The sequence below is a fragment of the Paenibacillus sp. FW101-FHT12H11 genome, assembly GCF_058790355.1.
Genome location: NZ_JBYTCO010000009.1, coordinates 60,414 through 72,689, shown reverse-complemented (window position 1 = coordinate 72,689; position 12,276 = coordinate 60,414). Strand labels below are relative to the sequence as shown.

Genomic DNA, 12,276 nt, shown 5'->3' with positions numbered 1-12,276 from the left:
GCTTATTTTGTCGAGGAGACAGAGGACAATACTAGATATGGATGGACGGTAAGATTTATATTACTAACTACATATAGGTTATCTACATAAGACAGACACAAGAACGAGAATGCTTGAACCAATGATAGAGATGTTAGGAGACGGAGCCCATGCTGATTGCTTACGATTCGAAAACGGGGAATGTTCGCCGCTTTATTAACAAACTTCAAATGCCGGCGATCCAAATCGAGGAAGCGTTGAAAGTGGACGAGCCTTTCGTGCTCGTTACCTACACAACCGGATTTGGCCAAGTTCCTGAGAAGGTAAGTTCCTTCCTGGAAACGAACGCCTCCAATCTGATCGGAGTGGCAGCAAGCGGCAACCGCAACTGGGGAGACGGGTTTGCCAAAAGCGCAGACACCATTTCACAGCTGTATGATGTGCCTGTGTTAACGAAGTTTGAGTTATCCGGCACCAAAAATGATGTAGAACGATTTGTTCAGGGGGTACATGCAATTGCGGCACATTGAGCTGAATAATTTATTAATGCAACGCGGAGCGGATGGTTTTTTTCAACTAGAGAAGGATAAAGAAGCTGTTGAAGTTTTTATGCAGGATGTTCACAGTAAAAGCCTCACTTTCCCCGATACCTCTTCGAAGGTTCGTTATATGATTGATAACAATTATTATGAGAATGTCTATGAGTACTACACCTCAGAAGAAGTAAATCAAGTTTATCAAGTGGCCCACGATCATCAGTTCGAGTTCGCCTCCTATATGGCAGCTTCGAAATTCTATACGGATTACGCTTTGCGCAGTGACGATAAATCCTTATACCTGGAGCATTTCCCGGATCGCGTTGCGATCGTAGCGCTTTACTTGGGACGCGGTAACGTTGAAACTGCCAGTACGCTTGCTGTGTCGATGATGGAGCAGCGTTTGCAGCCGGCGACGCCGACATTCCTGAATGCAGGGAAAAGCCGCCGTGGCGAGATGGTTTCCTGCTTCCTGCTGGAGATGGATGACTCTCTCAACTCGATTAACTACGTGCTGGCGACATGCATGCAGCTGTCCAAAATTGGCGGCGGCGTAGCCGTTAACTTGTCCAAACTTCGCGGGCGCGGTGAGTCTATTAAAGGCGTGGAACGCGCAGCCAAAGGGATTATGCCTGTTCTTAAGCTGATGGAGGATGCATTCTCCTACGCGGATCAAATGGGACAGCGCAAAGGCTCCGGAGCGGCTTATTATAATATTTTCGGCTGGGATCTTATGGAGTTCCTGGATAGCAAGAAAATTAATGCGGACGAGAAATCGCGTCTGAAAACACTTTCGATCGGTCTTATCGTACCGAATAAGTTCTACAAGCTGGCGGAAGAGAACAAACCTCTTCATGTGTTTGCTCCTTATACGGTGTGGCAAGCTTACGGCAAGCATCTGGATGATCTAGATATCGATGAAATGTACGATGAGCTGCTAGCAAATCCGAAAGTGAAGAAAAAAGTCGTGATGAGTGCGCGGGACATGCTGGTCAAAATTGCGACAACGCAACTGGAATCCGGTTATCCTTATATGATGAATCGTACGAATGCGAACAAGGATCATGCCTTGAAAGGTATCGGATCGATCAAAATGTCCAATCTCTGCACAGAGATTTTCCAATTGCAAGAAACATCGGAAATCAATGATTACGGTCAAGATGATGTGATTCTGCGTGATATCAGCTGTAACTTGGCATCCATGAACATTGCGAATGTAATGGGGCACAAGAAACTGCGTGAAACCGTTCATGAAGGCATGACGGCTCTGACAGCAGTCAGTGACATGACGACGATCAGCAATGCGCCAGGCGTAGCTAAAGCGAATCGTGAGCTGCACTCGGTTGGTCTGGGAGTCATGAATCTGCACGGCTATCTATCCAAGAACAAAATCAGCTATGAGAGCGAAGAAGCGAAGGATTTCGTCCGCACGTTCTTCATGGCGATGAACTACTATTCGATTGAAAAAAGTATGGAAATTGCCAAAGCAAAAGGGCAGGTCTTCGAGGGCTTTGAGCTGTCTGAATATGCGAACGGCGCTTATTTTAACCGTTACACCGAGACCGATTACCGTCCGCTTACGGATAAAGTGAAGGATCTGTTCGAAGGGATGGAGATTCCGTCACCAAGCGACTGGAGCAAGCTGAAGGCAGAAGTCCAGAAGCACGGTTTGTACCATGCGTATCGTTTGGCTGTTGCGCCAACACAAAGTATTTCGTATATCCAAAACTCAACTTCGAGCGTAATGCCAATTGTTGAACCGATCGAGACTCGTACATATGCGAACTCAACGACATACTACCCGATGCCATTCATGGCTCGTGACAATTATTTTTACTATAAATCCGCGTATCAAATGGATCAATTCAAAATTCTCGATCTAATCGCAGAAATTCAAACGCATGTGGATCAAGGCATTTCGACTATTTTGCACGTAAATAGTGATGTGTCTACGAGACAACTTGCTAGATTGTATCTGTATGCGGCACACAAAGGACTTAAATCGCTCTACTACACGCGAACGAATCAACTATCCGTTGAGGAATGTGTCAGCTGTTCGGTGTAATTGGGAAGGGGACCAAACATAGATGAGCACGGCAACTACCATTAATCAGCCAATCGTCAAAAAAGCGGTGAACTGGAACCGGCCGGATGATGATTTCACGATAACATTCTGGAATCAGAACATTATGCAGTTCTGGACGGATGAAGAAATTCCATTGTCTGACGATAAAATGTCCTGGATCACGCTGAGCGGAGCTGAGCGTGAACTCTACATGAAGGTGCTGGGCGGTCTCACGCTGCTTGATACGATGCAAGGCGGCGTTGGCATGCCGAAGATTCTTGAGCATGTTGACGGGCTGCAGCGCAAAGCGGTGCTCAGCTTCATGGGCATGATGGAGCAAATTCATGCGAAGTCGTACAGCTCTATTTTCACGACTCTGTCGACTACGGAAGAGATCAATGAATTATTTGCATGGGTAGAGCAGAATCCTTATCTGCAGTTCAAAGCGAATAAAATTTCCCATTATTATGAGAATATTACAACGACCAAAGAGCTGTACTTAGCGATGGCATCGTCGGTTTTGCTGGAGAGCTACTTGTTCTACAGCGGCTTCTATTACCCGCTTTATTTGGCCGGACAGGGTAAAATGACAAGCAGCGGGGAAATCATTGATTTGATTTTACGCGACGAGAGTATTCACGGTCTGTACATTGGTGTATTGGCTCAGGAAGTTTACGCAGAGCTTAGCCCTGCTGAGCAAAATGAGGCATATGAGACGCTGTCTGCACTGCTGAAAGAGCTTCATGCGAATGAGGAAGGCTATACGGAAAGCCTGTATGGGCCTCTGGGACTAGCGGATGATGTGAAAGCATTTCTGCGCTACAACGCGAACAAAGCGTTCATGAACTTAGGGGTAGAGCCGTTGTTCCCGGAAGAGGATATCAACCCGATTGTTCTGAACGGACTCAGCACGAAGACGAAGCAGCATGACTTTTTCTCGAAAAAAGGGAACGGGTATGTGCGGACGATTCACGTTGAAGCTTTGACGGATGATGATTTTGTTTTTTAAGGTTTTGATTAAAAGGTGCCTTTGGGTGCCTTTTTTTGTTGCATATTAAAATCGTTTGAGTGGTTCCTCCCTGGCAGGGAAACTACAGGGCGCTATTTGGTCGCTATAGACTCTTTTTCGCGTGGAGAGGAACTGTGGGCCGCTAATTGTCCGTTATCTTAAAGAAAATTGGATCGAGCGGTCAAATAAAGCCCTATAGTTCCGCTTGAGCGCGGAAACGGGTTGAATTTGCTAGTATAGCAGCCTGTAGTTCCTCATGAGGTTTAGCCCCGCCACGTAGCTCAGTAACGCTGAAATTTTAGTTGCGTTGGGTGTTTGGTTTTTGTAAGCTAAGAATTGTAAGCGCAAACATGTATGAAGTTGTCCATGCCAGCGTACATATGGGAAGAGATACTACCTGTGTTCATAGCTGCATTTGTTAGCGGTCCGTAAAACTATGCTGGTCGTCTACAAGGGGGGATTTTCGTGTCCAAAATAAAAATTGGCCTTATCGGTCTTGGCGAGGTTGCCCAAATTATCCATTTTCCCGTCTTGGAATCCTTGTCTGAGAGGTATGAGATCACTGCCATCTGCGACATTTCACCTAAGCTATTAGAGGTTGTCGGGGATAGATATCACGTGCCGAACCGTTATGTTGATGCTGCCGAAATGACGAGCCTTTCAGAGCTGGATGCCGTTCTCATCTGCAATAGTGATGAATATCATGCGGATTGTGTAATTGCCGCACTCCAGAACAAAAAGCATGTGTTAATCGAAAAACCGATGTGCTTAACCTTGCAAGAAGCCGATGACATCATTCGTGTCCGGGATGAAATGGGCGTGAAGGTGATGGTCGGTTATATGAGAAGGTACGCCCCGGCATTCGTGCAACTGGTTGAAGAAGTGAAAAAGCTGGATACAATCAACTATGTGAGGGTCCGCGATATTATTGGTGGAAATCATTTGTTTATCGACCAATCCAGCAAGATCCACCGTTTCGATGATATCAGTGAGCATGCCAAACTAGACCGTGCCGATCGGGCGGATAAATTAGTGAAGGATGCCATTGGCGAAGCCTCCGCGGACCTGCGTTCAGCCTATCGTTTGCTTTGCGGGCTAGGCAGCCATGATCTCTCCGCGATGCGGGAAGTGATCGGATTCCCCAAAAGAGTGGTTTCCGCTCGGCAATGGAATAACGGCCGATTTATGAGCGCGATATTGGAATATGACGGATTTCATGTTACCTATGAAACGGGAATAGACAATATAAGACGTTTTGATGCGCACATTGAAGTTTACGGCAACAACAAATCGCTGAAAGTCCAGTACAATACACCGTACATGCGTCATCTTCCTACCACACTGCAGGTGAACGAAACCAATGGGGAAGCTTATAACGAAACGGTTGTTCGACCTACCTTTAAGGATGCGTACACTTGTCAATTTGAATATTTTTACGATGTAGTCGTGAATGATTTAACGCCGAAAACAACGCCGGAGGATGCGAAAGAGGACTTGAAGCTATTCCGAATGCTGATTGAAGCTATGCAGATATCTGACAAATGAAAAATCGCCGCCCCTGCATCCTTGAGTGGGCGGCGATTTTGTCATTTCTTAAGCTAGTGATTCTTTCACGACAGGCTCTGTCAGTTTGTAACCAACATTGCGGATCGTCATGATATATTCCGGATTGCGGGCGTTTTGTTCGATTTTATCGCGCAAATGGGAAATGTGCACATCGACGATTCGGGTATCGCCCAGGAAGTGATAGTCCCAGACGCCATGAAGCAGCTGTTGTCTGCTTAGGACTTTACCGCGGTGTTTGCATAGGAATAGCAGCAGTTCAAATTCTTTGGGTGTGAGTTCAATCGGTGCGCCGTTCATCGTAACTTCGCGTTGGTCAGCTTTGATGGAAATCTGGCCAATTGTAATCGGCGTGTTTTCGGATGCAGACGGCAACGTTTGAATCCGTCGATGAATCGCATGAATACGGGAAATAAGTTCTTGCGGCGAAAACGGCTTCGTCATGTAATCGTCGGCCCCGTTATCGAGCCCCGCAATTTTATCCGTAAGGTCCTGCATGGCTGTGAGCATAATAATCGGTACGAGGTTATTCTGGTTTCTCAGTTTGCGGCATACTTGAAAGCCGTCCATTTTCGGCAGCATAAGGTCTAGAACAATGAGGTCAGGTCGAAATGTTTGAATCGCATCAAATACAGCTTCACCATCGAATACGCAATATACTTCGAAGCCCACGAGCTTCAGGTTGAACTCTATAAGCATGGAGATTGAAGGTTCGTCATCGACAACGAGGATCTTTTTTTTCAGCATTTAGGTTGACTCCTTTTATCGAGAAGGATAACTCTATTATGAGGGGGCTCTATCATCGACATATTAAGATAAAGTTAACCCTGTGTAAAATTGCAATCCTTGGGCGCATATAATAGGATAGAAGATGAGGTGAATTTGACAGAGATGGCTTTCCATATTGTACTAGTAGAACCCGAAATTCCTGCAAATACAGGAAACATATCAAGGACATGCGCGGCAACAGGCACGCATCTCCATTTGGTCAGGCCGCTGGGCTTCCAGACGGATGACAAAACACTGAAGCGCGCTGGTTTGGATTATTGGCACTCCGTAAAACTCGAGTATCACGATTCATTTGATGAAGTGCTGGAGATGTATAAAGGGCATCGCTTCTTTTTTGCAACGACGAAGGCGAAGAAGCGTTACACAGAATTTACATTTCAGGATGGCGACTTTTTGGTTTTTGGCAAAGAGACGAAAGGGCTCCCCGAAGATCTTCTGCGTCAGCACCCGGAAACGCTGCTTCGGCTTCCGATGTCGGATAACGTCCGGTCGCTCAATTTATCCAATTCGGTTGCCATTATGCTCTATGAGGCATTGCGGCAGACCGGTTTCGAGGGGCTTGACTAGATTAACTAGATCGTAGAATGACAACCTTATTTAGGTCTGTGTCGACAAAATTGACAATAAAAGAAATTTCGGCTTTTAATTAGAAGGAGTTTCTTGACCAACGGCGAATAGTATTCCCTATCAGTCCGTATAGATATGCTAAGCCAAACGCGAGCATAGAAAATGATAGCGGAAGAGAGGTGAAGTCCTATGATGAAACCAGCCGGAGTCGTTCGTAAAGTCGATCAATTGGGACGTATTGTTCTGCCTAAATCGTTACGTAAACGATATCAGATGAATGAAGGGGATCCTGTCGAGATTTTGGTGCAGGGTGATCATATCATTTTGGAGAGATACCGCCCGAAATGCGTATTTTGCGGCAGTATGGAGAGCGTAAGTGAATTCAAAGAACGTTACATATGCAGCACTTGTGTAACAGAAATGAATGTACTTAAAGTGAGAGCGTAATAATGAAAAAGCATCGTCTTTCCTTCATGGAAAGAGGTGCTTTTTTCGTTCAGCCGAACGTAAAAAGACCACCGGAATGAGACATTCCGATGGTCTTTGGTAAACTTACAGGCCCTTAGTTTTGTCCTCGTTATAGGAAGCCGTCATCATTGCGACGAGAAATAGCACAAAAACGGAATTAACGAGCCAAAATGTTGCTGATAAGCCAAACATTGCTGCACCCCCTATAGGTTAAAGAACGTAGAAGCATATAGTTAAACTTTATTATACCCCAAACATTCTAAAAAAAATATTGAATAAAATGTGAATAAATGCGGTTATTTGAAAAATAAAAAGTTCGTAGCGAGCGGTCTCAGCTTTCCATCGGACGGGCGGTTAATGACGCTTCCACCCATGACTAGCGTGGTAGAACCGCCTCCGTCCAGATTATAAGCGTCAACAATGCCTAACTGCTGCATTTTGTCCTGCAGCTCAGCAAGAGTTGCACCTGAGTTGCCGCTCTCATCATAACCATCTGTTACGATAAACAGCAGCTGGTCGTTCTTGTAATTGGCCATCACGGTTCGGGCCGCACGCGCCGGCGAGCTCTGCCACTGATACGGGATGGTCGCTTTGGCTCCGTTATTGAGGAGCGTCGGAACGAAGGTCGAACCCATCAGAGGATTCAGCTTGTCCAGCTCAGCTTGGGAGCTGAACTTGCCGCCGATCAGCTGGCGGTCTTTATTCAAGCCAATGAAAATCGTATCGTTTTTCGTCGGGAAGAAGCCGTTTAAGTACTTGCCGTTCATCACCGTCGTGTCGAGCGGGTAGCGTTTGCCTTTGCTGTCATCGGCAAAGCCACCTGCGTTCACACCGGCAATAGCACCGTAGCGTGACACAGCTTCCAAAGTGGTCTCGCTGGAGCCCATCTTATCCTTGCCGAGAACAAGCTTAATGGCTTTATCGCTTTTGAGGTTTACTTTAAGCGCATAACCTTTGTAGTTATTTTCACTCAAAGCAAACAGTTTCAAATCGATATTCCCCGATGAGGCTTGTCGAATGGGGCTGCCCAGCTTCGCGGTAATCCGCGCATCGTAGATGATGCCGGGCTTGGCGACTTGGGCTGTGGCACTCTGTAGGGCAGCCGTGACTTCGGCTGTGCTTTTCTCATACAGTTCAAAATATTTCTGAATAATCGTCTTGGTTTGCGCTGCATCCGTCGTTGCTTTGGTCAGCAAGCCGTCAAGCGCAGACGATTCTTGCTGAAAGGAAACCGGAACTGCAGGAGCAGTTGACCAGGGATGAATAGGGATACTCGCGGTAACGAAAAGCAGCCAAATCAACATGCCCACGAACGGGGCGCAAGCCAGAAGAAAGACGCGATTGATACCTTGAATGGTTGTCATTATTTCAACACATCCAGGTTCTTTTGCAGCTCATCGAGCTTCTTCTTCACATCAGCCAACTGGGTGTAGAGCTGGTTGCTGTTATCGGTCTTGCTGTTGGCGCTGTCCTTCGTAAAGGCAAGCAATTCATTCAAGGAGTCTACTTTGGTCTGTAAAGCTTTCATCTCTGTTGAAACGTTGTCTTTCAAATCGGTCACTTGCTTCTGATAATCTTCCTGCACGACTTGCAATTGCTGCTGGGTTTGCTGTGCGATATCGGTTGCGATTTGTTGTCTTAAATGCTCTGTATACAGCATGGCTGCTGCCACTCCGATTGCGATCAGCATGACCCAACCAAGAAACAAGTAAACGTACGTTTTTCTTCCAGCTTTTGTGGCTTTGGCCGCGCGAGGGAAGGAATTCGCTGTTGTTGTCTCGATTTGCATACTCATGATAATCACCTCTGTCTCCTAGTATAGCATATTCCCTATTTTATACAGAAATTTAGATGGAATTCGATGTTTTTCGATATTCATTGGGGGTAATCCCCTCTAATTTCTTGAAAACTTTGCTGAAATATTTCTCATCCTGATAACCGACCATTTCGGCCACTTGGGAAATCCGAAGATGCGGATTACGCAGCAGAACCTTCGCTTTGCTCATGCGGATCTGGCCTAAATAATCCGAGAGGTTCACCTCGAATTCCTGCTTGAATTTGCGGGAGATATATTCGCGGCTCAGGAAAAAACGGCTCGCAATTTCCTGCAAGGTCACATCTTCGTGATAATGATTTTGCAGGTATTCGGCAATTTCGAAAATCACATTTTTGTCCTTGTGCTGATTCTCAAGCAGCAACTTGGACATATGCACAATACTTCGTGTAGTCTCCTGCTGCCACTGGGAAAGAGACAAAATGCCCTGCTCGTCAAGCGGTACAATAAAGCTCGTTGGCTCATCCGAGAGCATCTCCTTGACTTTGTCCTCGCTAATGCCGGAAAAGAACTGCTGCACCCAGCGACGTTTCATGACGGTGTACTCCCGCCACCACAGATCGAGCTGTTCCAACGTAATGACCTCGCTAAGCTTTACGGTGTCCATCCATTGCTGGATGGCTTCTTCAATCTGCTCTATGCTGCCGCTGCGGATAGCCAGATTGATTTTCTCCTCATATTGGGTGAAAGTTAGAGCAGCTTGAGGGGCTTTGGCAGGGTTCAACATGCTGTGAATCCAGGTATCCCTAGCTTTCAGGTTGCGTTTGCGAAGCGCATCACGCGCTTCTTGATAGGATAAGGTCACATCAGCAGGGAAAACATGCAAGCGGCCGATTCCAAAATCAACGCGTGTGTGCAGGGTCGTACGCATGCCTTCATTAATTTTCTCCAAAAAAGCTTCAGCCCCGAGAAGATCCTTCCATAATAGAAGAACAATTTCCGTGTCGCTGTGCCAATGGCGGAAAGCGTAGCCGCGGCCATCCGTCGTGAGAAATTCATTACAAATATTGATGAGGGAGAAAAATAAGAGGTCCATGTTCTGGCTGAACTTATTTTTCACACTGCGCTCCATGGTATCCAGCGATAAAATGGCAACCCGGCATTCGTTAATGTTCCGCGTTAACTGAAGCTCTTTGTCGAGCTGGTCAGCGGCGCTCTCGTACGTGGAAGGCTCCGCGATGATGCCGGAAAGAAGCTTGTCCCAATACATCGGCTTAATCGTATTCATTTCGATATTCAGCTCGCGATTGGTTTGACGAAGCTCTTCATCCTTGGACCAAGCCTGGATCGCTTTATCCAGCGCTTCATTCAGTTGATCCGGATCAATGGGTTTCAGGATGTAGTCGGTTCCTCCATACTTCAAGGTATGGCGAAGTAAGGAGAAATCGTCATGACCGCTGATGACAATCGTTTTGGAGTTTGGAGCATTCGCTTGCAGCCACTCCAGCAGCTTTACGCCGTTCATGATAGGCATCATCATGTCTGTCATAATGATTTCAGGTTGGTGCTGGGCAATAAGCGCAGTGGCGGATTCGCCGTCCGGCGCTTCCAATATCGTATCAATACCATGCTGCTCCCAGTTCACAAGCAGTCGGATGGCATCACGCACATGTTTCTCATCATCGACAAGTAAAACTTTCATCTGTTGACTCCCTTATTCATCGGGATATGGATGACGATTCTTAACCCCCGGGGCTGCGCATGTTCAATTTCAAGAGTAGCATCGTCAGTGAAATACAATTTTACTCTAGTCAGCACATTGCTAAGCCCAATGCAGGCCTCATCGCCCGTGGAGGGGGCATTCAGCCTGTTTCTAATTTCGCGTAAACGCTCCTCCGTAACGCCAATTCCATTATCCTCAACCATTATTTCTAAAAATTCATATTCTTCCTCTATGCGTTTGGATGCTTGAATACGCAAGAGCCCATCTTCAGCTGCGCTTGGATTAAAACCATGTTTGAAATAATTTTCGACAAGCGGCTGAATCATCATTTTGGGCACTGAGATGGCCTTGGTGCCTTCCTCGATGTCATAGACAATCTGAAATTGATGTTCAAAGCGCTGCTTTTGCAGCTCCAGATAAGCTTTAATATGTTCAAGTTCTTTGCCCAGAGGGACGACGGATTCATTCGTATTCATGCTGTAATGCATCATTTTGGCCAGGGAAGCGATTAAAGCATACACTTTGGGCGCATTGTGCTGCAGAGCTAGCGTACCTATAGATTGCAGCGCATTGTTCAGAAAATGCGGATTGATCTGAGCTTGCAGCGCCATAAGCTGATTGGACTTGTTCGCAAGCTCCAGGCGGTATTCGCGCATGACCATTTGATTCAAATCCTGCATAAGGCCGTGGAAGCGATTGGCCAGAATGCCCATTTCATCGGTGCGCGTCAATTCGATATCTTTATGCAATTGGCCCAGTTGTACCTGGCCGGCTTGAATGCGCGTGATATAACGGATCAATTGCTTGATCGGTTCTGTAAAACGAATGGAAATATAAATCGTTCCACCGATAACGATCAACATGAAAAAAGTCAGGACCAATGAGTTAATGAGTGTTAACTGTTTGGCATTTTTGGTTAATTGATCATAGGGAAGACGTTTGACAATCGTCCAGTCGACATAGTCTGTTTTCATTTTTTCAAAAACATTGACGCCGGCGTAAGGCCCCTTGCTCCATTCATACGAGCCCTTATCCAATGTGCTGTGAATCGCTTCATTCCCCCAGCTGCCTTCAAGCCGCTGCCCCCATTTGGAGGGATCCGGACCAAAAACAATATTGCCCTCATTATCCAGAATATACAGCTCTTCTGTGTCATGTGTGTACAAGCTCTGGGAAATTTCCGATATCAGATCCAAATGAAGATCAATGATAAGTTCTCCAATCGATGTGTTGTTCGGTGAGTACATCAGCTTGCGATGCATAGACAGGACAGGTGTTGGAGCAGAATACACGTTAATTGCAATATTGTAACTATGGCTCGAATGAGTGGTTTCAAAATAAACGGTTTTGCCTTCCGGAAAAGGACGCAGATCTGCGTATTTACCAATTGTGCTTCCTGTAAAATCGTTAATCGACAAAAAAGAGCGATCGCTTACAGAAGCATACAAGTAAACTTGTTTAAACTCCTTAATGGCATGCGACATGACCTGCAATCCGCTTTTGATCACTTTATCACTCATATAATCGATATCCTGCTTACGCTCCAGAATTTCGTATAATTGTCCGAGCTCTGACAAATGCTGACCTGTATAGATCGTCGTGGATGCTTGGACAACCCCATTTAAATAGTTTAATATATTCAATTTCGCTTGGGAGATGAGGGCCGAATTGTTGGTGATGGTGTCTTCGGTGACTTTTTCCTTGGTGAATATATAGGAGACTACGATGGAGGTAATGAACGGAACGAGTGTGGCGATCAGCAGAAAAAGGATCAGTTTGTTGCGTATGCTGTGACGAAACATG

Annotated in this window: 11 protein-coding genes; 6 read left to right on the top strand and 5 right to left on the bottom strand. The window is 46.1% G+C overall.

What is annotated here, in order from left to right; translation table 11 throughout:
* Window positions 1-149: 149 nt before the first annotated feature.
* From nrdI to AC3WTJ_RS26370, 4 genes are all read left to right on the top strand, one after another.
* On the top strand, window positions 150-509 hold the full coding sequence (gene nrdI, locus AC3WTJ_RS26385; RefSeq protein ID WP_127457572.1) for a class Ib ribonucleoside-diphosphate reductase assembly flavoprotein NrdI: 360 nt from the start codon (window positions 150-152) through the stop codon (window positions 507-509).
* Entirely contained in the window at window positions 496-2,580 is a 2,085-nt protein-coding gene (nrdE, locus tag AC3WTJ_RS26380) for a class 1b ribonucleoside-diphosphate reductase subunit alpha (protein ID WP_492524362.1), read from the top strand. The genes nrdI and nrdE overlap by 14 nt, the downstream gene beginning before the upstream one ends.
* Window positions 2,581-2,602: 22 nt before the next feature.
* Entirely contained in the window at window positions 2,603-3,589 is a 987-nt protein-coding gene (gene nrdF, locus AC3WTJ_RS26375; protein ID WP_492524361.1) for a class 1b ribonucleoside-diphosphate reductase subunit beta, read from the top strand.
* A 465-nt stretch (window positions 3,590-4,054) separates the two neighbouring features.
* On the top strand, window positions 4,055-5,134 hold the full coding sequence (locus AC3WTJ_RS26370) for a Gfo/Idh/MocA family oxidoreductase (RefSeq protein ID WP_492524360.1): 1,080 nt from the start codon (window positions 4,055-4,057) through the stop codon (window positions 5,132-5,134).
* Between the two features lie 48 nt (window positions 5,135-5,182).
* Here the strand turns inward: AC3WTJ_RS26370 and AC3WTJ_RS26365 are convergent, their stop codons facing one another.
* Window positions 5,183-5,899 carry a response regulator gene (locus tag AC3WTJ_RS26365; RefSeq protein WP_127457576.1) on the bottom strand — a complete coding sequence of 239 codons (717 nt, stop codon included), beginning with the start codon at window positions 5,897-5,899 and terminating at the stop codon, window positions 5,183-5,185.
* Between the two features lie 144 nt (window positions 5,900-6,043).
* On the opposite strand from AC3WTJ_RS26365, the gene trmL reads away from it, so the two are divergent.
* Window positions 6,044-6,508 carry a tRNA (uridine(34)/cytosine(34)/5-carboxymethylaminomethyluridine(34)-2'-O)-methyltransferase TrmL gene (gene trmL / locus AC3WTJ_RS26360; protein ID WP_127457615.1) on the top strand — a complete coding sequence of 155 codons (465 nt, stop codon included), beginning with the start codon at window positions 6,044-6,046 and terminating at the stop codon, window positions 6,506-6,508.
* 192 nt (window positions 6,509-6,700) lie between these two features.
* A complete protein-coding gene (locus AC3WTJ_RS26355; protein ID WP_127457616.1) occupies window positions 6,701-6,955 on the top strand; it encodes an AbrB/MazE/SpoVT family DNA-binding domain-containing protein in 255 nt (84 codons plus the stop codon).
* 317 nt (window positions 6,956-7,272) lie between these two features.
* On the opposite strand, the gene AC3WTJ_RS26350 is transcribed toward AC3WTJ_RS26355, so the two are convergent.
* From AC3WTJ_RS26350 to AC3WTJ_RS26335, 4 genes are read right to left on the bottom strand one after another with little or no spacing between them, the layout of a single operon-like run.
* Complete coding sequence (locus AC3WTJ_RS26350) at window positions 7,273-8,340, bottom strand: phosphodiester glycosidase family protein (protein ID WP_492524359.1); 1,068 nt, start codon at window positions 8,338-8,340, stop codon at window positions 7,273-7,275.
* Window positions 8,340-8,771 carry a hypothetical protein gene (locus AC3WTJ_RS26345; RefSeq protein WP_157319491.1) on the bottom strand — a complete coding sequence of 144 codons (432 nt, stop codon included), beginning with the start codon at window positions 8,769-8,771 and terminating at the stop codon, window positions 8,340-8,342. The genes AC3WTJ_RS26350 and AC3WTJ_RS26345 overlap by 1 nt, the downstream gene beginning before the upstream one ends.
* 52 nt (window positions 8,772-8,823) lie before the next feature.
* Window positions 8,824-10,452, bottom strand: coding sequence for a response regulator (locus AC3WTJ_RS26340; protein WP_492524358.1), 1,629 nt, complete (start codon window positions 10,450-10,452; stop codon window positions 8,824-8,826).
* On the bottom strand, window positions 10,449-12,275 hold the full coding sequence (locus AC3WTJ_RS26335; RefSeq protein ID WP_492524357.1) for a cache domain-containing sensor histidine kinase: 1,827 nt from the start codon (window positions 12,273-12,275) through the stop codon (window positions 10,449-10,451). Before AC3WTJ_RS26335 ends, AC3WTJ_RS26340 begins: the two co-directional genes overlap by 4 nt.
* Window position 12,276 lies beyond the last annotated feature (1 nt).